Origin of the sequence: Metabacillus hrfriensis (genome assembly GCF_030127205.1) — a bacterium.
In the GTDB taxonomy this organism is placed as follows: Bacteria; Bacillota; Bacilli; order Bacillales; family Bacillaceae; genus Bacillus_P; species Bacillus_P dongyingensis.
In genome coordinates this window covers 1714286-1737239 of sequence record NZ_CP126116.1, presented here as the reverse complement: position 1 = coordinate 1737239, position 22954 = coordinate 1714286, and the positions used below count along the sequence as shown (strand labels likewise).

The window sequence follows — 22954 nt, the reverse complement described above, 5'->3', positions numbered from 1 at the left end:
CCTATTACTTATAAATCAAATACTCTTTTCGAACCTTTTTAAATTCATCCTGCTCAACCTGGTATTCATTCATAATTTCAGCTACGGATGCTCCTTCAAGGATCATTGGTCTGACCCAGTCGTTTCCGATCAATTTATCGAAGAAGTTGTTAGATAGAAATTGGAAGTCATTTGGATACATGTCATGAATCGTTTTGATGATGTGAAGACCTGTTGGAATTGCATCAAATTCTTCGCGGTCAGTTACATAAATCTCTACGCCATGACTAAGTTTCCCGGCATGTTTTGAGAATGTCGGTGTAAAGGATGCAGCTCTGAATTTCACGCCTGGAAGACTGAGGGAGTTCAGTTCTGCTGCAAGGTCTGTGCTGTTGATATATGGTGCTCCGATTAGTTCAAACGGCTTGGTTGTTCCGCGTCCTTCCGACATGTTTGTTCCTTCAATTAGACCAGTTGCCGGGTAAACAATTGTTGTTGAAACAGTTGGCATGTTAGGAGACGGCAGGACAAATGGAAGTCCAGTGTCGTCGTAATCCATGGAGCGCTTCCACCCTTTCATTTTGACAACTGTCAGGTCTGCTCCAATTTCAAACTCTTCATTAAAGAAATTGGCAAGCTCGCCTATTGTCATTCCATGCTTTGTTGGAATTGGATAAAGCCCGATAAAAGATGCGGCCTCAGGCTCCAGAACGGGTCCGTCAACTGAAAGTCCGCCTTGCGGATTCGGACGGTCAAGCACGACAATCGGAATGTTATTCTCTTTTGCCGCTTCCATGGCATAAGCCATTGTATAAATGTACGTATAGTGCCGGGTTCCTACATCCTGGATATCAAAAAGAAGGACTTCAACATTTTCAAGCATTTCAGGTGTTGGTTTTTTTGTCTGTCCATAAAGGCTGTAGACAGGCAAGCCAGTTTTTTCATCAATATAGAATTCGACGTAAGATCCAGCTTGAGCATCCCCGCGCACCCCATGCTCCGGACCGAATAAGGCTGTCAGTTCAATATCCGGATCATTGTGCAGCAAGTCCACAATGCTGTTCAGTTTTGAGTCAATGCCTGTCGGATTCGTAATTAAGCCGACTTTTTTGCCTTTCAAGAGCTCTTTTTGATCATCTAAAAGGACCTCAACGCCAGGAGTAACTTTATTCTTTTTCTTTTCCTTATGGGCAGCAACATCTTTTGCTGCAGGCAAAGCACTTAGCGCAAGCATCAGAATCGTTATCAGCACAAGAATTCGTTTCAATGAAACCTCTCCCTTTCAAATCGGATTATTTAAGCTGCTTGCCTGAACGAATATCGAGTCCATGGCCAAACGGATAAAGAATTTCATCTGGTTGAGTAACGGATGGAATATCTACAGGCAATTTACCTTTTGGCTTTGATTCGCCAAAGATCGTTTTAATGCCCGCCGGAATATTCGGCTGTCTGTAAGCTCCATTTGAATAGCCTTTAAATCCATAAACCGCAAGCACAGCTTTAGCTTCTTCAAAATTCGCTGCATCATAAGGGTTGCGCAAACTCATTAATACAAATTCTTTTTTCTTGGCTTCTGCATCTTTCATAACCGCTCTCGGGAAAGCCGTTGCCCATTTACTGGAGTCCTGAACACTGTCATCGATTACGCCATCATTTACAGCAGGATCATTTTTAACAACATAAGAGCCGGTAATTACATAGTCCGCTTCATCAATCATCGCAGCTACTTCATCATTAAATGATTTATTTGAGAAGGCATAGCCTGTCACTTCAACATTTTTCTTCTTGCCCTTTAATTCTTTTATGCTTCTTGTCATCGCTTCTACTTGATCAGCAAAAGGAGCGAGCACAAGGATTTTATCATTTTTCTTTGGTTTGAAAGGAAGGGTTTTGTCTTCATTTTTCAAAAGAGTTACAGCATCCTCCGCCATTTTCTTTTCTTTATTCAAATGATCCTGATTTCCAACAACGTTCAGAGCATTTTCAACTTTTTCGTCGATCGGCGTGTGATCAGGAGTTAAAATACCGCGTTTGACTTTAAGTTCAAGGATTCTCTCAACTGAAGCATTTACCTGTTCAATCGGAAGGTCACCTGTTTCAATGGCCTCTTTTACTGCGTTAAATACAGAGGCTAAATTCTTTTCCATTTCAAGCGAGTTGACCTGTGCAGGCATTAACGCAATATCCACACCTGATTTTAAAGCTAAAACAACGGCTTCTTCCTGGCCAAAGTTGTCAGCGATAGCTTTCATGTTCAGCGCATCTGTGACGATGACACCTTCAAAGCCCATTTCCTCGCGGAGCAAGCCTGTCAGCACTTTTTTGGAAAGAGTGGCTGGAACCAAAATTTCCTGGCCGTCTTTTTTGCTGATATACGTTGTATCATCAAATGCAGGGAATTGTACGTGGGCTGTCATGACCATATCCACGCCTTCATCAATCGCTTTCTGGAAAGGCACAAGTTCCACAGAACGCAATCTTTCCTTGTCATGTGTAACTAGCGGAAGACCGTAATGGCTGTCAGTAGCCGTATCGCCATGTCCCGGGAAATGCTTTGTTGTTGCAGCCATGTTTTGGCTTTGGAGTCCTTTAATGGTTTGGATACCTAGCTTAGAAACAAGCTCAGGGTTTGAGCTGTATGAGCGTACTCCGATTACAGGATTTCCAGGGTTGTTGTTTACATCTACAGATGGACCGAAGTTTACATTGACGCCAAGTGACGATAATTCTTTTCCAATGATTTCGCCAGTCTGATAGGCATACTTTTCACTTCTTGCTGCACCGAGAGCCATATTGCCGGGCAGGTTCGTTCCGGTTTGAAGGCGTGTTACGATTCCGCCTTCTTGATCAATGGTAATAAAAAGCGGAAGTTCAGGGCTCGCTTTTTGCAGACCATCTGTCAAGCGGGCTGTTTGCTCCGTTCCCACGACGTTTTCAGCAAATAGAATGACGCCGCCTAAATGATATTTCTGAATGATGCTTCCTACTTCATCATTCATAACTGTAAAGCCAGCAGCTTTACTTTCCCCTTGTTTTTGCCAGTTGCGGAAATCCGGCATAAGCATTTGACCCACTTTTTCTTCAACCGTCATACCTTCAACAATGGCTTTTACATCTGCTTCAGCTGACGCTTCAGCAGGTTTGATGCCGGCTAAAGCGGAAACTGAAAGCACTGCAGCCAAAGCGGCTGCTGCCCATTTCTTTTTAAACATGTTCCCATCCCCTTTTTATTAATTAGATTCTAAAGCTTCGTAAACAGCTGTTACAACACTTCCATAACTTCCTGTTGTGAAAAGATCTCCGAAAAATTGATTGGAGTTAGCAGCAGGATTCACGAGCGGCGAATGCTTTTTATTCGTGAGCAGGACGATTCCCAAATCCTGTTCAGGGTCAATAATTGTCACAGTACCTGTCCATCCTGTATGTCCGTAAGCACTGTTGCTTGCATATTTGCTGAACATCCAGTCCATGCTGTCATTGCCGTTTAATCTCCAGCCGAGACCATAAGTCGCATTCTTTTCAGATGGGGCAACGAATTCTTCAATCGTTTCTTCATCAAACAATTTTTCATTTCCGTAGCCGCCGCCGTTCAGCATCACCTGCAGAAGAACAGCGAGATCACTGGTTGTAGAGAATAAGCCTGCATGACCGGAAACACCCTCCATTGAATAGAACGCTTTTTCATCATGCACTTCCCCTTGAAGCGTATAAGTGCGGATGTTCGGGAAATTAATCACACCGTCACGCGTGTTGCCTAATAGCTCAGTAGCCGCAATCTCCTTAGGCTTGAAGCCTTTTTGCAGCGGATTAAACACCGTATCTTTTAAATTAAGCGGCTTGTACAATTCGTTTTCTACATATTCATCAAGCTTTTGGCCTGTAATTTTTTCCACAATGGTTCCAAGCAGCATATAGTCAACGTCACTGTAGACATTTTGTGTCCCAGGCTCATATGTAAGCGGAGTTTTATTGATGTTTTCAATCGTTTTTTCTCGTTCCTGGGAATAAAGCTCTTTCGACACATTAGGATTGTGGTACTGCGGGTCTGGTTTGAAACCGGCAGTGTGGTGAAGCACATCAATGATCCGCATCGTATCTTTCCCTTTAATCACATCTGCTTCTGAGTCTTTAAATTCAGGTATGTACTCCTGAACTCTTGCATGTATATCAAGCTTTCCCTCACTCGCAAGCTTCTGAAGGGCAAAATTTGCCGCATACATTTTCGTATTGGACGCAAGATCAAACAGGGTGTCGTTTTCCATTTTCAAAAACTTCTTAAGCGGTGTATGTCCGTCAAATTTCTGTTTATAGCCATAGCTCTCATTTTTCACAATTTTCCCGTCTTTTATGACAATCAGTGCCGCTCCCGGAAACCCTGCAGCTACTTCTTTTTCAATCAGCTGATCGACTTTTTCAAGCTTCTCAGAGGAAAATCCGACTTCCTCCGGCTTTTTTGCCTTTGTTAATACAGGATACTGAACATGTGCTTGAGGCGACGCTTTTTCATTTGGCTCTGCAAAAGAAGCAGAAGGTGCAAGTAATGAGATGGCCAGAACAGAAGTTAGTGCACAGCTTGTCCATTTTTTCATTATGTTTCCCCTTTGAAATCGTATTTTAATACCTTATGAAACAACCAGTTTCACTTTTTGACCTGGCATTGCCAGATCAAGCAGCGGCAAATCCTCTGAAGAAACGTGTCCAATGACATTCACCCGTTCGTCTGCCTCCAAATCCCGCCGGCAAATTTGAATTTCACCCTTGTAACGCCCGTAGCCGTCATTATCCATCGTAATCATACCTATTTGACGTCCGATGGTATTCTCGGGCACTACCTCTGAAGTTCTGCGTGTACCCTGAAGGCGGAATACATCTCTTGAAGCATCAGGTCGAAATTGATACGTTCCGCTTTTAAAAGTACTGGAAATAACATTCATTATAAGAATATTCTGATTTTCGTAGATGGAAAGATTTTCGAGCAGCTCATCTTCTGTGCCCGGATCCCCTATGAATACTTCATCCACTTGCTGCAGCATTTCTACGCCGGCTGCATAAGGGTTTATGCCCCTGTGCTTTTCAAGTGTAGGCAGGCCGTCAAAAAGCGGTCCGCGTTTTGTTTCTGTACCCGGAATAAATGCCGCAATTGGGATGCCGTATTTTTTGAACATCTGATTTTGCTTATGAAAAAATACTTCGTCAAGCCCCGTTTCACGCCTTGGATAAAAATTGTGCCAGGCAATGAGACGGTCTGATTTTATTCCGCTGCCAAGGACAGTCAGAAGCTCCTTTTCGGTTAGCGTGCTTGCATTAAGAGAGAGAGAAAACACGTCTGATAAAGATTTGATTGTTTCATAGTTAAACCCGTCATCAAGCCGGATTCCTTTAATTCCATACGATGATAAATCCTCGAATCTGCTGATTTCAAGGTGATCTAGCGTCTTTAAAGAAACATCTGCATGAATCTCCATATTATGGCTCTCTGCTAGCTTTAGAAGCTCAGACATCCTCTGAACGAGACTGCCTTTTTCTTCAGGGATGTGAAGCGAGGTAAACGCCCGCTTCACTCCTGATTTTGCTGCATGAACAATTTGTTTTTCTGCATTTGGATCCTGTAGATAAAATGAAATGCCTATCACTTGAATTCAGCTGCCATTTCATCTTTAAAGCCGAATAGGTAAGTGAAAATAAATCCAGCTGCATAAGAGATTAATAGACCAGCAAGGTAAAGAATAATTTGATTCGTGTGAACTAAGAATGTAAGCGGAAGGCCTGATACGCCAACTGCGATTGTTGCGATATCAAAATGAGCCTGGAATGCTCCCCCTACACCTGCGCCTAAACATGCTGTTAAAAACGGACGGCCAAGCGGAAGGGTCACACCAAAGATTAACGGTTCGCCGATTCCGAGCATTCCTGAAGGAAGCCCGCCGCCGATTGCACGTTTTAAGCTTTTCTTTTTCGTTTTAAAGTAGATGGCAAATGCTGCGCCGACTTGACCCGCTCCGCCCATAGCAAGGATTGGAAGCAATGGATCATCACCAATAGAGTTAATCAGCTCAAGGTGCACTGGTGTTAACCCTTGATGAAGTCCGGTTACAACTAACGGAAGGAACGTTGCGCCAAGAACAAATCCGGCAACAACTCCGCCAAGATCCAGCACATTGAGTAAGCCTTTTGTAATCGTATCAGATACAAATCCGCCGACTGGCATGAATACAATGTAAGTGACGATACCAGTGATTAATAATGCAATAGTAGGTGTAATGATGATGTCAAGGGATTGCGGCACAAATTTTCTTACTTGTTTTTCAACTAAAGCGATGAAGATGGCTGCGAATAAAACCCCTATTAACCCTCCGCGTCCAGGAAGCAGGTTTTCACCAAATAAAGCAATGTCGCCTACAGCAGGGTTGATGACGAGAATTCCGGCCAGTGCTCCAAGCGCTGGGGAACCGCCAAATTCTTTAGCTGCGTTCGTTCCTACTAAAATACCAAGGTAAGCAAACAGCCCAGATCCGATAACGGTTAGAATAATAGCTAATTGTGAATCTGCTGAAAGCCAGCCTGCCTGAACAATCGCTTTTGTAATCCCTGTAATCAAACCTGAAGCTACAAGGGCAGGAATCAGCGGAATGAAGATGCTTGCGATTCTTCTCAAAAAGAGTTTAAAGGGTTTTGCATTCTTTTTATCAATCTCTGATTTGTTTTTGGAAGCTGCATCTTTCAGGTCAAAATCATCAGCAGCTGCAAGCAGTTTTTCAAACTCTGCTGAAACTTTATTTACAGCACCCGGTCCAAGGATGATTTGGATCGTTTCTTCTTCTACAACACCCAGAACCCCTTCTGTTTTCTTGATGGCTTCCATGTTGACCTTTGAACGGTCCTGCGGCGCGACACGAAGTCTTGTCATGCAATGCGTGGTGGTCGCAATGTTAGCCGCTCCGCCAAGATGCTCCAATAGTTTTTCTGCAATCAATAAGTTTCTGTTATTCCCCTTTGCCATCTTAAAGCCCCCTTTTAAAGTGCCTATTTATATTTTTCTGTCATTGATTTGATGGCCGCTCTAGTATTATCTATATATTGAACGGTCTCATCGTACTGCTCTGTAGCCATTCCGAGAAACAAAATGTCGATCATATAAAGCTGTGCCAGCCTGGATGAAGTCGCTGCGCTCCTGAACGGCGCTTCATTAGAAAAAGAAGTGTGAAGCGAAACATCGCACAGGGACGATACGGTCGTCTGCCCAAAGTGAGTAAGCCCGATCGTTTTGACGCCGCGCTCTTTTGCAAGCTTCAGCACGTTGATGATTTCCTGTGTCTCGCCAGAAAAAGAGATGGCGAACAGGACATCTTCCGGATCTGCATTGGCAATCAGGGTTGCAACCAGATGCATGTCTGTAAAAGCCGTTGCTCCTTTATTTATGCGGATCAGTTTTTGCTGAGCATCCTGCGCCACAATATTTGAAGCGCCTACCCCGCAAAAATGAACGTTTTTAGCTTTCAGCAGCATGCCGATAGCTTTCTTCAAATTTTCATGATCGATAATTTCCGCTGTATCACGGATAATCTGAATCGTGTTGCCGGTTGTTTTTTCAACCACTCTGTAAAGGGATTCGGAAGGTTCAATATCACGGTATCCCTGTTCAACAGATTTCATCAGATCACCGGCAATTCTCATTTTCAGATCCTGGAACCCTTTTAAGCCAAGTGATTTGCAGAGCCTGACGACTGCTGCCCCGCTTGTCTCCGCAGACGTGCTTAATTCACTTACTGTGCTGTTCACTACTTCATGCGGATGCTGCAGAATGTAATCTGCAAGTTTTTGCTCTGACTGCGGCAGCTTGTTAAGCATGGTTTGAATGATTGATAATCCGCCTGTTGCCATAGTGCCCGCTCCTTATGATGTATGGAGTGAGATGGCTTTTCGTACATCCCCATCCGCACGATTTAATAGATTTATTGCTTCTTCTACTGAGGTGTTTGCTTTAATCATGACAATCGCTGGTTTGACTTTAAGCTCTGCTTTTTCAAGTGTTTCTTTTGCAAGGTCATATCCAGCGTCCGTCACCGTTTGGATGATGCTGATCGCTCTCTCCTTCAGCTTGTGGTTGCTGACATTCACATCGACCATTAGATTTTCGTAGACTTTGCCGATCTTAATCATCGCTGCTGTTGAAATCATGTTGAGCACCATTTTATGAGCCGTTGCCGCTTTCATCCTGGTTGATCCGGTGACCACTTCAGGACCTACGACAACCTCAATGCCAATATCGGCAGCTTCAGAAATTTTAGCATCCTTATTGCAAGAGAGCGCGATTGCTTTTGCACCTGTCTCTTTAGCATAACGAAGGGCTCCGATCACATAAGGTGTCCGGCCGCTTGCAGCAATTCCAACTACAGTATCATCATCGGACAGATCAATAGCCTTCAAATCAGCTACACCGAATTCTTCTTTATCTTCTGCTCCTTCGACAGCACGGACGTATGCTTTCTCTCCGCCTGCAATCAAGCCGATAACTGTATCAGGTGAAGTGCTGAACGTCGGCGGGCACTCCACCGCATCAAGGACTCCAAGTCTTCCGCTCGTCCCTGCACCGATGTAAATCAATCTTCCTCCCTTCTTTAACGATTCATATGCACATTCAACAGCTGCCTTAATTTCAGGCAAAACCTCCTGCACAGCAATCGCCACTTTCAAATCTTCGTTGTTCATCATTGAAAGAATTTCGAGTGTATTTGCGCTGTCAATATTCATAGTTTGTTCATTTCTCAATTCTGTCGTTAATGAACGCAGTTGTTTTTCCATAAACGGGTGATGCCTCCTAATAATAAAGATTCTCAATTTTCAGTATATTATATCTTAAACATAATTTCAATTTAATCTTTATTTTCTTGAAATTATGTTTCAGATTATACGCTAATGATAGCGCTTTTATGACTAAACAGCAAGAAGAAATGATTTGAATTCGTGAATAAAAACAGAGTTTACAGGTTTCACAATCAGGCATTACGACAAAATAACAAACAGAAATCATGGATAACAATAAGGATTTTTACACTCATCCCCAATTAATAGCTGATATTAGCAGTCAAATAGATTTATTTTTACATTTAATTGAATTGAAATTAGCTGAAATTTAGGTTTCACTGTTCGAGACCCAATCTTGCTTTCCTCCATCTGCCCCTCAGGCAACATAAAAAAACAGCCTGGGATTCACGTCCCAGACTGTATTTCCTCCAATAATACTCTCTTCTCTTTCGCTTCTCTAATCCAATCCGGAAATTCGTTCAGCAAGCGATCGTACAGCTGCTCATCTGTTATCGCATCGATGTCCTGAACATGAAAGAAATTGGCGTTATCAATAAATCTGCCTTCCATTGTATCCAGGTTTTCCAGCACTTCGAAATTTGAATTTCCTACACCGACAAATTGCCAGAATATCGGTTTGTCAGAAGACGAGACTACCGGCTTTTTGATCGTTCGCTTGCAGCCTCCGTCGTTAATAAACACTATAAAAGCTGGATCTTTACTTGGATCTTCTTTTAAATATTTGTTCATGACGTCGTACATGACAGGCGGTTCATCGTTGCGGCCGAATTTATGTATAGTGTCACTGTTTAAAATCTGCAGGTTGACGTAGTTTTCAAAATCTCTTTCTGTCACAGAAGGCAGTCTTGAAAACTCATTATCGTATACCCACACATCCAGCATGCCGTCATCATCGAACTGACTGGCCACAGCCAGGATGCGTTCTACCACTTTTTGAACAGTTCCATTTTTATAGAGGCTTCTCATGGATCCTGAGATATCAAGTACTAGTCCTACCCGTGCGACAACTCCGGTAAGTTTCTTTTTTTCAAGTACGATTCCTGCGGTTTTTTTCATTAAGTTGATCGAGCTCACTTCTAACAGTCCCCTTTATCGAATCTTAAACGTCTAATCCGTAATTTTTGCAAAGTGCAGCAAGGCCGCCTGAAAAGCCGCTGCCGATTGCGTTGAATTTCCAGTCTTGACCATGCTTGTATAATTCACAGACAACTACTGCTGTTTCAACTGAAAAATCTTCACCCAAATCATAACGGAGCACTTCTTCAGAGTTATCGGCATTTACAACACGAACAAATGCATTGGAAACTTGGCCAAAGTTTTGATGGCGGCCATCCGCATCATGAATCGTTACAGTAATCCCTATTTTTTCTACATGGTCCGGCAGCAGTGAGAAGTCAATGGTCATTTGCTCATCATCGCCATCCCCTTCTCCCGTTCGGTTATCTCCAGTATGTTCAACAGCGCCATTTGGACTTTTTAAGTTGTTGTAAAAAACAAATTCTAAATCGTTCTGAACCTTGCCGCTTCCATCAGCCAGAAAAGCAGAAGCATCCAGATCAAAATCCTTCCCGCCTGAATACTTATTCGTATCCCAGCCAAGACCGATAATGACTTTCGTAAGGCCCGGGTTTGTTTTTGTCAGATCAATACGCTGTCCTTTTGATAAAGAAATTGACATGATATCACCTCGTTAAATATTTTCCAAAAAAGGAAGTCTGCTTCTATTGTACTACGAAACTTGTCCAAAAAAGTTTCAAAAGAAAAGATTGTCCGATTTTTTAGAACAGATAGAAATTGGCCTTGATGTTTGAGGCTCAATAGAGAGTGGAAAACGTTCAGTACAATCTTAAAAGGAGGCTCACTATGCAGCAGCATAAATTGTACATTAACGGTGAATATATAGACTCTGCTTCTGAGGACACAATCGATGTAATCAACCCTGCAACAGAACATGTGATATCCAGAATACCCGCAGGAACAGAAGAGGATGCAAACAAAGCCATTGAAGCGGCCTATGAAGCGCAGAAAAAATGGGAAAAAGTCTCATCTGCAGAAAGAGGTAAAATAGTCCGCGAGCTTGGCGATAAGCTGAAAGAAAGACGAGAAACGTTCATTGAATTGCTCAGCGAGGAACAAGGCAAGCCATATGAGCAAGCAAGCGGAGAAGTTGATACCGCAATCGACTACTTCTATTATATGTCCGAATGGGCACGGCGGATTGAGGGAGAAATTATACCGAGTGACCGTCCGAATGAAAACATCCTGATGTTCAGAAAGCCAATCGGAGTCGCAGCTGGAATTGTCCCATGGAACTTCCCTGTGTTTATTTTGGCAAGAAAAGTGGCTGCAGCGCTGATTACCGGCTGTTCAATCGTCTTAAAACCGAGTCAGCAAACGCCAAATACTGCAGCTGAATTCACTAAGATTGTTGATGAAATGAATGACATTCCTGCAGGCGTCTATAATTTCATTACCGGAAAAGGATCAACCATCGGAACGGTGATGGCAGCTCATCCAAAGGTCAGCATCATTACAATGACAGGCAGTGTGAAAGCCGGAACGAAAGTAATGGAAGCTGCGGCTAAAAACATGACAAAAGTCAATCTTGAGCTTGGCGGTAAAGCGCCGGCTATTGTAACTAAAAATGCTAATCTAGATACAGCTGTAAAATGCATAAAAACATCACGCATCACAAATTCCGGACAGGCCTGCACAAATGCTGAGAGAGTATACGTCCACGAAGATATCGCAATAGAATTCATTGAAAAAATGACTCAGTCAATGAAAGAAACGAAGCTTGGCATGCCTAATGATAAAGATGCTGAAATGGGCCCGCTCGTTAGTCAGGACCGTTTGGATATTGTTCATGAAATGGTGCAGAATGCCGTTCAAAACGGAGCGAAAGTCTTAACTGGCGGCAAGAGAGCCGAGATGAGCAGCGGTTTCTTCTACGAACCAACTGTTATAACAAATGTACAGCAGGATTCAGAAATCATCCAGGACGAAATTTTCGGACCTGTTCTTCCAATCCTTACTTTTAAAACACTCGATGAAGCGATTGAACTCGCTAACGATTCAGATTATGGACTATCCTCTTCCATCTATACTGACAACGTGCATGAAGCAATGAGAGCAGCCAATGAACTGAAATTCGGCGAAACCTTCATCAACCGTGAAAATTTCGAGGCCATTCAAGGCTATCACGCAGGTCTCCGCAAATCAGGACTCGGCGGAGCGGACGGTAAACATGGAATCGAAGACTTTACTGTAACACACGCAGTGTATATGCAGTATGACGATGAAAAGCAATAATGGGAAAGCGTTCAGACAAATATCTGAACGCTCTTTAAAAAAAGGCCGGTCAATTTATAAGGACCTAAATTGTAAAAAGCCTTAATAATAAAAGAAGAGCACATATTAGTCATGTATAATATGTGCCTTCTTTTATTCAATTAAAGCGCCCTTTTCTTGAATAAACTTTTACATAGTAATAAGTAGTTCTCTATTAACCCTGATTTTTATACATAATATTACAATAATTAAGAATGTAGTTCATACATAGTATCATGTCATTAACCCGTTGCTTCTTAGAATCACAATAACGTAAGCTTAAACCTTCTCGAATACTTATCGCTTCTTTAATAATGTTATGCCATCTTTCTGGCATATAATTGATTGCAAATTTACCCGCATCAACTTTTGAAATGACTTCATGTTCTCTAAGCGTATAGAATTGGCGCAACATTCCAGTAATAGACCATTGTAATTCCCATTCCACAATTTTGTTTGGCAATAGATGTGCTATTCTTCTGAATTTTTTATTTCTATTCATTCGTTTTAACCAATAGGTGTTCATATTATTGAGTACGTAGGCAGCCAAAACACTTTCATCAACATCAAAGTGAAATGAGTTTATCTCGGGACCAATGACGTTTATTCCCTTGTCTTTCAGAATCCACCAAGTAATCGGATTAGTAACATGATTACCCCAATCTACCTTTCCATCGTTTGCATATAACCGTTTTTTTGTTTCAGCTTTCATATTGCCCATGTCCTCCCACAGAAGGTAGCATCCGTCCAATACTGTCTTTTTGTACTTATCTTCTAATTCTTGATGGATTTTAGATAATATTTTTATCTCTGCTACAGTCAAAAGACGGTTTATTATGGCAACGAAATCAATATCGCTAGTGCCATTAATAAAAGCGTTAAGGGCGATAGAACCGTGTAAATATAAGCCTTCAAGAGTATTGGGAATCCGCTCATGAAATAAGGAAATATATTCATGTAGAATGTTTTGAACTGGTATGGGGACTCTTGAATCCATAAAATCACTCCTTTTCTAAAACTCAATCAATCGTATACAACGATAAATAATTACTTTTACCGCTTCCTATGAAGGTAACCCAAAATATTGGATTGTATGGGATAGAGGAAATGAATGAGTTTTATAGAACTTATTATAGATAGTAAAGAGAAAAGGAGTAAATGAGAATTGAGAGATCAAATAATCCCAGCGTTAATTGCTTTTGTAGCTGTTTCAATTTTATCTCCACTATTAATTACTGTTTTGAGAAAACTTAGGCTCATTCAACCGATAAGAAAAGAACTTCCTTCAGATCATCAGTTAAAAAATGGCACTCCGTTAATGTTTGGAATTATTCTTTTTGTAGGAATTATAGTATCAATTCTTTTTTCACCTACTCCATTAATGTATTTCTTGTCAATTACCTACATTCTTTTTAGTTTTGTTGGCTTTTTGGATGATTTTTGGAAAGCTTCTCGTCAAGATCCAGGAGGGGTATCTGGTAAGACCAAACTTATTTTTCAATTTATTTTTACTGGTACTTTGCTTTTTTACGTGATCAACGAACTAGGCGTAGACACCAGCATTGCTATTAATAAAAATATTACCTTGGATCTCCCAATGGTGTTATATGTCATTGTCATCACCTTATTTGTCGTAGGTTCTGCAAATGCCATAAATTTCATGGATGGATTAGACGGTCTTTTAGGAGTTGTTGCAATCCCTACATACTTTTTCTTTTTTATGGTTTCAGAAAGATCAGAGGTGCAAATTTTTTGTTTAATTATGATTGGATGTTTACTCGGCTTTCTCATTTATAATATATATCCAGCCAAAGCTTTTATGGGAGATACGGGATCACTAGCTATAGGGGGATCGCTTTCATTTCTTGCTGTTCTTGAGAAAGTTGAAATTTTAATTCCCATTTTGTTCTTTATATATTTTGCTGAACAACTTTCGGTTATTTTACAAGTTTCGTCATTTAAACTTACTCATAAGCGTATTTTCAAAATGACACCAATTCACTATCACTTTGGCTTAAAATATGGGTGGTCCGAAACTACAATTGTCACAGTTTTTGGGTTCATTTCTTGGTTTTGTGCTTTTATCTGTTTATTTTATTGGAAATTTCTTCTAAACCCATAAATAAGGTAACCAGGCAATGCACAATGCAGAAAAGAAATACCAAGGTCGAATATCTGCCACCGCATAAATTGATGTACTAATCAATTCTCCGATAATTAAATAAACGGTGATGATCTCCATTTTGTCATCGAACTCTTTTTTAATATTATAAAAAGGTGCACTTGTGAGGGTACTACATTTTGGCATAATATTAAGATTTTTTATGTTAAAACGATCTTCGACTTGAAGATCGTTTTAAGTATGTCACGACTCCGGCTGTTCTGATGGAGGCTGCATCCTGATTCACATATCTTGCAATGTATGCCAAATGAAGACGGCCGGCAAATAATTATCCTCATTTTTAAACGTAAACCTGCCGATAAAAATCTGCATTTTGCTAATTGAAACCCCATTTATGCAAATTGAAAAGGCAATTTTGCGAATTGAAACAGGATTTCCGCGAATTGGCTGCTTGAGATCTTGAGTGAGAACCCATTTACTATTTTTTATTGATCGATTTCTTTTATAAATGGCCAAAGGCAGCTGGCAAAAGGCAATTAAAAAGGTATGGCGGCAGATTCAGTTACGATCACACCCCAGATTCAGGGTAGAGCCTGTTTTACTTTCCAAAACCCGACAATTACCTGCCGAAATAGTTCTTTTACTGCCGGAATCAATCAATACTTTCCTTTTTAGTATTTTACTATCTTTTCTCCATCTCCCTCCTAAGTCGAATGCACTGCCTCCTATTTTTATAAGAAAAAAACGCAGGAATCTATGTTCCTGCTCAAGATACTCATCATTTTGTTTTATAAAAAAATCTTGAAACCAAATACCAACAAAATACAGGGCTTTTCTTCTTATAACTTTCATTACGTAAACTACATTGCGATCCATCAAGACGGCTTTTTTTGCTTAACTAATGAATAAAAACTCCAGTATGAGTACTGGAGTTTTTGAAGGCGGATGCCCGTGATTAGGTCAGCGACAGAAAGTACATGCGCCAATAATGATTAGTAAAATAAACAACACTACTATAATCGCGAAATCATGACATCCATGACGGTGATCTCTATATTCACAAACTGGAGCTGCGTATCCATAAGCAGGAGCTACATATCCGTGAGAAAAAGCAGGTGAGTGAGGAATATTCTCTCCAAGAGTAAATGGTGCGTTTACGTTATTATACATTTTCACATCTTCCCTTCGTTTGTAAAGCCCTGTGATTATCCATTTCATAAAGCTTTGATAAAGTATATGTTCTACGGTCCTTATGGGAAGCTTATTCGCAGCCTAAATTACGATCCGCTAACCACCGATAATCTCTGGTTATGGTAACAATACGAGGTTGAGTACCTTTTGGACGTCCAAGAGGCACTCAACCTCGTTCATTGCCGATAAGAATGATTATTAAATTAGATTTGTATGGAGTATTCATGTAATACACAGTAACGAGGCGCTTTAATCTTTGAATTTCATAAATCCGATACCTTCTTTTCTACAACACTACGATTAAACACAGTCTATTTCTTCACCTTTTCTCCGAGTCAGCTCGGCTCTAAGTTCACTTACTTCTTGCTGCAATTGCATCATTTTTGTTTCCATTTCATCTATTTTTTTCTGAATTCATAAGCCACCACTTCTATCTTCTTAAGTTACATTATATGGAAATTTCACGAAACTGAATAGTTCTCTTGAATTTCGCATTCTTTAGCATTGATCCTCACTTTTTATCATATACCTTAATCATTACAAATAAAGGAGACGGTAAAGTGAAAGGACAAGTTAAACTGCTTCCCCATAAATACGGACCTATCGTGAAAAATGTAAAAACAAATTCTGAAGGAGTGGAAATGATTCGTGCTCCAAAGCTCTGGGAACAGGGGATAAGAGGGAAAGGAATTACAATAGCTGTGTTAGATACAGGCTGTGATGTGAATCATCCTGACCTGCGCGCAAATATTGCCGGCGGGCGAAATTTCACGACGGACGATAATGGAAATCCTGACAGTCTTACTGACTATCACGGCCATGGCACACACGTATCGGGCACCATTGCGGCGGCGAGGTATGTGGGAGTTGCGCCTCAGGCAAAAATTCTTGTTGTAAAAGTGCTTGCCGGAGACTCCGGAAGCGGAGAATATGCTTGGATTACAAACGGCATCTTGTATGCGATTGAACAAAAAGTTGATGTGATTTCCATGTCGCTTGGAGGTCCTTCAGATCATTCTGAAATGCGAAAGGCTATCAAAAAGGCGGTTTCCAAACAAATCGCAGTTGTTTGCGCTGCTGGCAACGAAGGCGATGATGACAGCAGAACATCTGAGTTTTCTTATCCCGGTTCCTACAATGAGGTCATCTCGGTAGGATCAGTAGGCTTCGGGAAAATTTCCTCGCCATTCTCAAACTCTAATAATGAAGTTGATCTTGTAGCGCCTGGAGAAAAAATCGTCTCGACTATTCCCGGAGGTGAATATGCAGCATTCACCGGAACCTCTATGTCAACACCACATGCGGCAGGCGCGATTGCCTTAATCAAACAGCTTGAACAAAAGGAATTTAACCGAAAATTTACGGAAGCAGAAGTATATGCGCAATTGATCAAGCGGACAATTCCGCACGGCAATCCTAAAACGCAGGAAGGCAATGGTCTGCTATACTTGACTGCTCCGGACCTGCTGAGGGAAAGTGTAGCCGAGAACAAGCTAATATGAAGAATAAAGAAAAAGCCATCACCTGTTAAATAGTGATGGCTTTTATTTTACCTCAGCTGAAAATCTCCAGAGCTGGTCCGTGCTTTTATCGTATATTTCCCTGAACCGATTTTCCCCAGTATCTCATCTTCCGATTTTTCCTCATAGCTCAAGCCATCTAAATCAACTGTTCCTTCGCCAGAGCCTCCTTTAAAATCGACCGAAAGGGAATCTGGCTTCTCATCCAATTCAATGGTAATTTCTCCACTTGAAGCCTCGGCATCAATGCTTCCTCTCAGTTTCTTGTTTTCGATGTGAATGTCTCCCGATGAAGAATCTGCTTTTACAGAACCAGCTGCATTTACAACATTTATATCTCCTGAAGATGTATAAAGAACTGTCTCTTTTGCCTTCTGATCCCGAATCATTAAGTCACCGCTTTCCGATTTCAAATCTAAAGCAGCTGCTGAATTAGAGAGTAACTGAATTTCTCCGCTGGAAGTTTTAAGAACCGTTTTTCCTTCAGAAGCTGAACTGTCCATTCCAACATCCCCGGATTGCGAATTCAGAATGATTTCCTTTGACTTAATACCAGAAGCTTCTATATCACCCGAGGACGTTTTCGCATTGATCCTGTCAAAAACCCGTTCCGGCAAGTAAACATCAACATTCGTATCCACAATATTGATGCCGAAGTTAAATTCGATTCTGTCTTCCCCTGATAGACTAATATCAAGTGTTTTGCCGTTTTCATCTATATCTAATTGAAAGCGGTCGCTGTATTTCTTGTTTGCTTTTCCATTCAGTTCCACCTTAATATCCTCATCAGAAGTTTGGTGAAGAGTAAGATCTGCTGAAGTTAAATCAATCTCAATGTTTTTAATATCCTTATTTGCAATGATCTTTTCATCAAACACTTCTTTTGTGTTAAAAGAAAATCCCCCAGACGCTCCCGCTGTTGCAACTGTGCCCGCTATCCCTGCAGCAAGCAATAAAAGCAAGCCATAAACCAATTTTTTCATACTGCCCTGTCTCCTTTAATCACTTTTAAATTGAATTTAATGTACCTCAGAATTAAATGGTAAAAATATTTTCCTACGTATATCATTCCGATGCTCATTAAGAGACCAAGGCTGACTAAAGTCAGCGAGAAGAAAAAATTGAATGCAAAGTTTTCGATGCTAAATCCCATGAACGATGAAGCCATAATGCCAAATGGTGATAGGGTAAGTAAAATGGCCACCGCACAAAGTGCCAGATACGTTCCAAGAAGCGCTGCAACAGGACCTGCAATAAAAATAATGTTAAAAAAGCTTAAACTGACCGCTGCAAAAATAGCCCGAAACATGTTGGTCGCCGTTTGATCTGATTCTGCCTTGCTGATAAAGTAGTCCGCAAGCAGTTCCCTTGCAATCACATTCGGATCGCCGAGCTCTCCTGCTAATTCCTTTTCGCTTTTCCCATCGCTTGCGCCAATCTCGAAATGCTCCTGGTAGTCATAAAGCATTTCATGCCTTTCTTTTTCCGGTACTCTGCTCAGCAGAGAATCCAGTGTTGATAAAAATTCATTGTTCCTCATCCCCTGTGCCCTCCTCAATAAATTGATTAACTGAAAATGAAAACTGCTTCCACTCTTCAACGAGCATATTCATGTTTTTTCTCCCTTTTTCCGTCAATGAATAATACTTCCTGGGTGGTCCTTCTTTTGATTCGGCAAGGTACGTTGTTAAATATTCTTCTTTCGTCAGCCTTCTCAGAAGTGGATAAAGCGTCCCTTCCGCCACCTCAATCTTGCTCGATATGCTTTGTGCAAGCTCATAACCGTACCGATCCTTCTTGGAAATAAGAATCAGCACACAAATCTCTAGCACCCCTTTTTTAAATTGCACATTCAATCTTGTTCACCTCTTCTGTGCTTAGTACTGAATATAGTATAGTAGTTAGACACCGTGTTTATGTCATTTAATTCCATGTACTAATAATATAATACAGTAGTGATTAATGCAAGGTACTGAACGTTACTTTTTTTACTTATTTTCTTTCATTGTTAGTTCGAATTTTCTTTTACCGCAACACATTCATTTTAGTTGAAGAACTCATCAGCAAGTTCACCTCAATAAAAAACCCTTGCCGATACGTTAATTGTATCGGCAAGGGCTATTATTAAAATAGAGATGGATCATATTAAATAAACAAATCAAGCAGTAAAACCATAGCAAATGCCGAGAAGGATAAGATTGTTTCCATGACAGTCCACGTTTTTAGAGTGTCTGGTACTGACATGTTAAAGAATTCCTTAATCAGCCAAAATCCTGAATCATTTACATGAGAAAGCATAATCGATCCTGCTCCTACTGCCAGTACTAATAGTTCCGGGCTGACGCCTGGAGTTACCAAAGCAATTGGAGCAACAATTCCCGCTGCTGTTGTCATAGCAACTGTTGCAGATCCGACCGCAGCGCGGATCAATCCAGCAATTGCAAAGGCTAAGAAGATTGGAGAAAGGCTTGCGCCAGATGCAAATTCTGCTATGGCATCACCTACACCGCTTGTAACAAGGATTTTATTAAATCCGCCCCCTGCTCCGATGAGAAGGACGATTGACGCGACAGGTCCAAGACAATCATTCGTAAAATGCAGAATTTGTTCTTTATTATATCCGCGTGCAAATCCAAATGAATAGAATGCAAATACAAGCGCAATCAGCAATGCGATGACTGGACTGCCGATAAATTCAACCCAGTATCTAAGCAAACTTGTTTCAGGCAAAGTCAAACCGGCTACTGTAGATATAAGCATTAGAATAACAGGAAGTAAAATGGTAAATAGAGTAATCCCGAATTTTGGAAGTTCTTTATTTTTAGATTTTGTTAATTGATCAGCTAATTCTCCAGTAGGTTCAACCTTTACTCTTTTGGAAATCCATGAACCGTACAAAGGACCGGCAACTGCAGCTGCAGGAAGAGCAACAACCAATGACAGCAAGATTGTTTTTCCAATATCAGCCCCAAAGATGCCGACAGCAAGCATTGCTGCAGGATGCGGAGGTACAAGACTGTGGACTACCGCTAGTCCCGCTACTAGTGAGAGACCTATTTTAAGCAAAGAGGTTCCTGTATGCTTGGCTATTACAAAAACAAGCGGAATTAATAAGACGACCCCGACCTGGAAGAAGACAGGAATCCCGCAGATAACAGCCACAACCATCATCGCCCAGTGGACATTTTTTTCACCGAAAATTTGAATGAGAGTCCGTGCGATCCTTTCAGCACCGCCTGACTCGGCAAGCATTTTACCAAGCATTGTCCCAAGTCCTATCACAATCGCGATAAATCCTAATGTACTGCCGACACCGGCTTCAAATGCTTTTAATATTTCGGGAAGCTTCATTCCTGATATAAGCCCCATAAACACTGCTGAGACAATAAGTGCAATGAACGGGTTGACTTTAAATTTGGCTATTAAAAAAATTAATCCTGCAATTGCGATAATCGCATATAATAGTAAGCTTGCATTATGACTTAAACCAAATACAGAATCCATTGTTAATCCCCCTTTAAGCTCAATGTTTTTATAGAAGTAACCGTTTTCATTCTTTGTCTGACCTATGGCATGTAAACACCTGAGGTCAGAAAGTACGTTCAAAATACATCCTAGTTCAACAGTTCAACAACTTCCCTTAATGAAGTTTTGCTGCCTACGTTTCCCGGAAACACGATATATGGCATTCCTGGAAATTTACTTTCATTCCCAGTCTTCCAGACGGGAATTCCAGGCTGAATTTGGCCGGCTACCACAGCTCTTTTTACTTCAAGGCCATTGGTGCCTACATCGCTTGATGTTATACCGCCTTTGGCTATAAGGTAGTTAGGTCTAATCTTTAATTGTTTGACGATACTTGTCACGGCTTCCGAGATTTTAACAGAAAGCTTTAACTCTTCTTCCTTTCTTTCTTCCCCAAGATCAAGCCGTTCTCTTCTTGTATAAACAGCCACAGTTTCTCCTGAATTCAGAAGGTTTTCACATGTCTCTATGACTCTGCTGATTTCTGAACGGAACTTTTCTGGATCTAATACAAGATGACAGTCAAATTCTATAAACTTGATAGACTCTGCCTTTCTCAGTTCAGCAAGCTGGTCAGTTGTTTTTTGCACATGGGAACCAATAATAATTAATCCCCCATTACCTGACTCTTCTATAATAAGGTCTTCTTTTGATAGAAGCCCTTTATCCTTTATGCCGCCAATAACTTTAGTAAAGGCTGCAGCACTTCGGAACATAAAGTTTTTCCCTGCTCTAATTGCATCAATTAATGCTATGGAAAATATTTTCACATCGACATAATCGACTGCATTCACAATAACCTTGTTAAAATCCTGAACTGAAAGCAGCTGGTTTTTGATGGTTTCAATATCAAGTGCCCTTAAGCTTTCCAAAGAAATATAGACAGCCGATTCAGCCTTGAAATCTCCATTTGATTTTTCCTCAGCCCACTTGCCTAAATGTGAATGGGTATATCCAAATGTCCTGTCCTTGGCGAATTCAGTTTCTCCAGCTGGAATCAGCTCCTCATTGTCCTGAACATAGTGAACATTGCCGATTGTGAAGCGGCCGCCTTCCTTAAAGAAGGGGATAATCACTTCTCCGTCAAAACGCGAGGCAGAGGCGGCTTCAGTCGTGTCCTTCAATACCTTTGTTTCTAATGGATAATGCCCCCTAAGAGTTGAGTCACCGCGGCTGACAATCATATATTCCTGATTATGTTTCTTTGCAGCTGCCAGGATATTTAAGGCTATCTCTTTATGAGCCCTCTCCGTTTCTTCTGCTGTAAAACCTCTTGAATTTGTTAAAAGAAAAAATATAGAATTTGTTTCTTTAAATCCCTTTTCTATGCTTTCCATTGACCAGTCTGTGTAGACCGAAACACCGTGAACAGTCTGAACTCCAGTAGGATCATCATCCAAAACGATAATTTTTTTATTCAGCTCCAAAAGCCGTGCATCAAGCATTTTAGAAACAGTGCTTTCATTTACTTTCGGAATTCTTTGAAATACCGCTTTACTTATTCTCATGCTCATTTTATTACCCCCTTACTTCGACATTTGCGAGTTTTTCAAAATATTGAACAATGCCCCCGTGGTCTTCAGCTGCTTTTCCATCGACCTTCAAAGTGTGAAATATTTCTAATAATTGACTGGACAGCGGCATTGGTACACCAATTTGATGAGCTGTCTCCATCACATTTGTCATATCTTTCAAGTTGATGTCAATTCTTCCTCCAGCTGCAAAATTCCGTTTCAGGATTAGTGGAACTTTAGCATCAAGGACAGCACTTCCGGCAAGTCCGCCTCTGATTGCCTGATACATTCTTTCAACGTCAATACCTGCTTTTGCCGCAAGCACCAAAGCTTCAGACATGGCTGCAATATTTAAATTAACGATAACTTGATTAGCTAATTTCGCCGTGGTTCCGCTTCCATTTCCGCCTACTAATGTCACTTCAGAGCCCATTGCATATAGAACATCCTTTACCTTTTCAAAAATCTCTTCCTTACCGCCAGCCATAATGGCTAAAGTTCCATCTATTGCTTTAGGTTCTCCTCCGCTTACTGGGGCATCCAGCATTTCAACACCTTTTTCAGCTGCTGCCTCTGCAAGCTCTTTTGATATTACAGGTGAAATGGAACTCATATCTATAATCACAGTACCTGAGTTCGCTCCGCTCAAAACACCATTTTCTCCCAAAATCACTTGCTGTACATGCTGTGAAGCAGGAAGCATTGTAATGATGATTTCACAGCTTTCACTCATTTTTTTTGGAGATTCAGCCCCAATGGCACCTGACTTTACTAATGCTTGCACCGCATCCTTGTTAATATCGTTAACTGTGACTGAATACCCCTTTGATAATAGATTTAATGCCATTGGTTTTCCCATAATGCCCAACCCGATGAAACCGATTTTTTTCAACATCCTATTTCCTCCTAATCTGCTAATCACTTATTTTGATAGGTTTGTAAATCTA

21 protein-coding genes are annotated in these 22954 nt (G+C 41.0%); 3 read left to right on the top strand and 18 right to left on the bottom strand.

Annotation, left to right across the window (positions count from 1 at the left end; genetic code table 11):
* Positions 1 to 4: 4 nt before the first annotated feature.
* The 9 genes from QLQ22_RS08570 to QLQ22_RS08530 form a co-directional block, all read right to left on the bottom strand.
* Entirely contained in the window at positions 5 to 1213 is a 1209-nt protein-coding gene (locus tag QLQ22_RS08570) for an exo-beta-N-acetylmuramidase NamZ family protein (RefSeq protein ID WP_338037035.1), read from the bottom strand.
* A gap of 58 nt (positions 1214 to 1271) precedes the next feature.
* Positions 1272 to 3191, bottom strand: coding sequence for a glycoside hydrolase family 3 protein (locus tag QLQ22_RS08565; RefSeq protein WP_223441242.1), 1920 nt, complete (start codon positions 3189 to 3191; stop codon positions 1272 to 1274).
* Between the two features lie 18 nt (positions 3192 to 3209).
* Positions 3210 to 4568 carry a penicillin binding protein PBP4B gene (gene pbp4b / locus QLQ22_RS08560; protein WP_223441238.1) on the bottom strand — a complete coding sequence of 453 codons (1359 nt, stop codon included), beginning with the start codon at positions 4566 to 4568 and terminating at the stop codon, positions 3210 to 3212.
* A 33-nt stretch (positions 4569 to 4601) separates the two neighbouring features.
* The gene (locus QLQ22_RS08555) at positions 4602 to 5612 is read right to left on the bottom strand and encodes a MupG family TIM beta-alpha barrel fold protein (RefSeq protein WP_223441235.1); all 1011 of its coding nucleotides are present in this window, start codon (positions 5610 to 5612) and stop codon (positions 4602 to 4604) included.
* Positions 5609 to 6979, bottom strand: coding sequence for a PTS transporter subunit EIIC (locus tag QLQ22_RS08550; protein ID WP_284016446.1), 1371 nt, complete (start codon positions 6977 to 6979; stop codon positions 5609 to 5611). Before QLQ22_RS08550 ends, QLQ22_RS08555 begins: the two co-directional genes overlap by 4 nt.
* A 23-nt stretch (positions 6980 to 7002) precedes the next feature.
* Positions 7003 to 7860: a MurR/RpiR family transcriptional regulator gene (locus QLQ22_RS08545; RefSeq protein WP_223441228.1), complete on the bottom strand. Its 858-nt coding sequence runs from the start codon at positions 7858 to 7860 to the stop codon at positions 7003 to 7005.
* Between the two features lie 12 nt (positions 7861 to 7872).
* Positions 7873 to 8781: an N-acetylmuramic acid 6-phosphate etherase gene (murQ, locus tag QLQ22_RS08540; RefSeq protein ID WP_284016445.1), complete on the bottom strand. Its 909-nt coding sequence runs from the start codon at positions 8779 to 8781 to the stop codon at positions 7873 to 7875.
* 408 nt (positions 8782 to 9189) lie between these two features.
* Positions 9190 to 9879: a vWA domain-containing protein gene (locus QLQ22_RS08535; protein ID WP_284016444.1), complete on the bottom strand. Its 690-nt coding sequence runs from the start codon at positions 9877 to 9879 to the stop codon at positions 9190 to 9192.
* Between the two features lie 25 nt (positions 9880 to 9904).
* A complete protein-coding gene (locus QLQ22_RS08530; protein ID WP_223441220.1) occupies positions 9905 to 10483 on the bottom strand; it encodes a TerD family protein in 579 nt (192 codons plus the stop codon).
* Positions 10484 to 10668: 185 nt separating this feature from the next.
* Between QLQ22_RS08530 and aldA the strand changes: the two genes are divergently transcribed.
* Positions 10669 to 12117 carry an aldehyde dehydrogenase gene (gene aldA, locus QLQ22_RS08525; protein ID WP_284016443.1) on the top strand — a complete coding sequence of 483 codons (1449 nt, stop codon included), beginning with the start codon at positions 10669 to 10671 and terminating at the stop codon, positions 12115 to 12117.
* 193 nt (positions 12118 to 12310) lie between these two features.
* On the opposite strand, the gene QLQ22_RS08520 is transcribed toward aldA, so the two are convergent.
* Entirely contained in the window at positions 12311 to 13132 is an 822-nt protein-coding gene (locus QLQ22_RS08520) for an aminoglycoside adenylyltransferase domain-containing protein (protein WP_223441215.1), read from the bottom strand.
* A gap of 168 nt (positions 13133 to 13300) precedes the next feature.
* Between QLQ22_RS08520 and mraY the strand changes: the two genes are divergently transcribed.
* Positions 13301 to 14257: a phospho-N-acetylmuramoyl-pentapeptide-transferase gene (mraY, locus tag QLQ22_RS08515; RefSeq protein WP_284016440.1), complete on the top strand. Its 957-nt coding sequence runs from the start codon at positions 13301 to 13303 to the stop codon at positions 14255 to 14257.
* Positions 14258 to 14815: 558 nt separating this feature from the next.
* Here the strand turns inward: mraY and QLQ22_RS08510 are convergent.
* Entirely contained in the window at positions 14816 to 15133 is a 318-nt protein-coding gene (locus QLQ22_RS08510) for a hypothetical protein (protein WP_284016439.1), read from the bottom strand.
* 84 nt (positions 15134 to 15217) lie between these two features.
* A complete protein-coding gene (locus tag QLQ22_RS08505) occupies positions 15218 to 15427 on the bottom strand; it encodes a YjcZ family sporulation protein (protein WP_223441209.1) in 210 nt (69 codons plus the stop codon).
* A 581-nt stretch (positions 15428 to 16008) separates the two neighbouring features.
* On the opposite strand from QLQ22_RS08505, the gene QLQ22_RS08500 reads away from it, so the two are divergent.
* On the top strand, positions 16009 to 16950 hold the full coding sequence (locus tag QLQ22_RS08500; protein WP_223441206.1) for a S8 family peptidase: 942 nt from the start codon (positions 16009 to 16011) through the stop codon (positions 16948 to 16950).
* A gap of 47 nt (positions 16951 to 16997) precedes the next feature.
* On the opposite strand, the gene QLQ22_RS08495 is transcribed toward QLQ22_RS08500, so the two are convergent.
* The 6 genes from QLQ22_RS08495 to garR all read right to left on the bottom strand — a co-directional run bounded on the left by QLQ22_RS08495 (position 16998) and on the right by garR (position 22902).
* Positions 16998 to 17951, bottom strand: a complete 954-nt coding sequence (locus QLQ22_RS08495) for a DUF4097 family beta strand repeat-containing protein (RefSeq protein ID WP_252208484.1) — start codon at positions 17949 to 17951, stop codon at positions 16998 to 17000.
* Complete coding sequence (locus tag QLQ22_RS08490; RefSeq protein ID WP_223441196.1) at positions 17948 to 18508, bottom strand: HAAS signaling domain-containing protein; 561 nt, start codon at positions 18506 to 18508, stop codon at positions 17948 to 17950. The genes QLQ22_RS08495 and QLQ22_RS08490 overlap by 4 nt, the downstream gene beginning before the upstream one ends.
* Entirely contained in the window at positions 18495 to 18824 is a 330-nt protein-coding gene (locus QLQ22_RS08485; protein WP_223441193.1) for a PadR family transcriptional regulator, read from the bottom strand. The genes QLQ22_RS08490 and QLQ22_RS08485 overlap by 14 nt, the downstream gene beginning before the upstream one ends.
* Positions 18825 to 19113: 289 nt before the next feature.
* The gene (locus QLQ22_RS08480; protein ID WP_223441190.1) at positions 19114 to 20472 is read right to left on the bottom strand and encodes a GntP family permease; all 1359 of its coding nucleotides are present in this window, start codon (positions 20470 to 20472) and stop codon (positions 19114 to 19116) included.
* Positions 20473 to 20582: 110 nt separating this feature from the next.
* Positions 20583 to 22001 (bottom strand): four-carbon acid sugar kinase family protein, encoded by a 1419-nt coding sequence (locus QLQ22_RS08475; protein WP_420828862.1) that lies wholly within the window; start codon positions 21999 to 22001, stop codon positions 20583 to 20585.
* A 10-nt stretch (positions 22002 to 22011) separates the two neighbouring features.
* Positions 22012 to 22902 carry a 2-hydroxy-3-oxopropionate reductase gene (garR, locus tag QLQ22_RS08470; RefSeq protein ID WP_223441184.1) on the bottom strand — a complete coding sequence of 297 codons (891 nt, stop codon included), beginning with the start codon at positions 22900 to 22902 and terminating at the stop codon, positions 22012 to 22014.
* Between the last annotated feature and the right edge of the window lie 52 nt (positions 22903 to 22954).

Coding starts and splice junctions, on each gene's coding strand:
- QLQ22_RS08490 (WP_223441196.1), bottom strand. CDS start 18,508: ATGAGGAACAATGAATTTTTATCAACACTGGATTCTCTGCTGAGCAGA.
- QLQ22_RS08520 (WP_223441215.1), bottom strand. CDS start 13,132: ATGGATTCAAGAGTCCCCATACCAGTTCAAAACATTCTACATGAATAT.
- QLQ22_RS08495 (WP_252208484.1), bottom strand. CDS start 17,951: ATGAAAAAATTGGTTTATGGCTTGCTTTTATTGCTTGCTGCAGGGATA.
- murQ (WP_284016445.1), bottom strand. CDS start 8,781: ATGGAAAAACAACTGCGTTCATTAACGACAGAATTGAGAAATGAACAA.
- QLQ22_RS08510 (WP_284016439.1), bottom strand. CDS start 15,133: ATGGATCGCAATGTAGTTTACGTAATGAAAGTTATAAGAAGAAAAGCC.
- QLQ22_RS08480 (WP_223441190.1), bottom strand. CDS start 20,472: ATGGATTCTGTATTTGGTTTAAGTCATAATGCAAGCTTACTATTATAT.
- aldA (WP_284016443.1), top strand. CDS start 10,669: ATGCAGCAGCATAAATTGTACATTAACGGTGAATATATAGACTCTGCT.
- QLQ22_RS08545 (WP_223441228.1), bottom strand. CDS start 7,860: ATGGCAACAGGCGGATTATCAATCATTCAAACCATGCTTAACAAGCTG.
- QLQ22_RS08505 (WP_223441209.1), bottom strand. CDS start 15,427: ATGTATAATAACGTAAACGCACCATTTACTCTTGGAGAGAATATTCCT.
- QLQ22_RS08530 (WP_223441220.1), bottom strand. CDS start 10,483: ATGTCAATTTCTTTATCAAAAGGACAGCGTATTGATCTGACAAAAACA.
- QLQ22_RS08550 (WP_284016446.1), bottom strand. CDS start 6,979: ATGGCAAAGGGGAATAACAGAAACTTATTGATTGCAGAAAAACTATTG.
- pbp4b (WP_223441238.1), bottom strand. CDS start 4,568: ATGAAAAAATGGACAAGCTGTGCACTAACTTCTGTTCTGGCCATCTCA.
- QLQ22_RS08570 (WP_338037035.1), bottom strand. CDS start 1,213: ATGCTTGCGCTAAGTGCTTTGCCTGCAGCAAAAGATGTTGCTGCCCAT.
- QLQ22_RS08565 (WP_223441242.1), bottom strand. CDS start 3,191: ATGTTTAAAAAGAAATGGGCAGCAGCCGCTTTGGCTGCAGTGCTTTCA.
- garR (WP_223441184.1), bottom strand. CDS start 22,902: ATGTTGAAAAAAATCGGTTTCATCGGGTTGGGCATTATGGGAAAACCA.
- QLQ22_RS08475 (WP_420828862.1), bottom strand. CDS start 22,001: ATGAGAATAAGTAAAGCGGTATTTCAAAGAATTCCGAAAGTAAATGAA.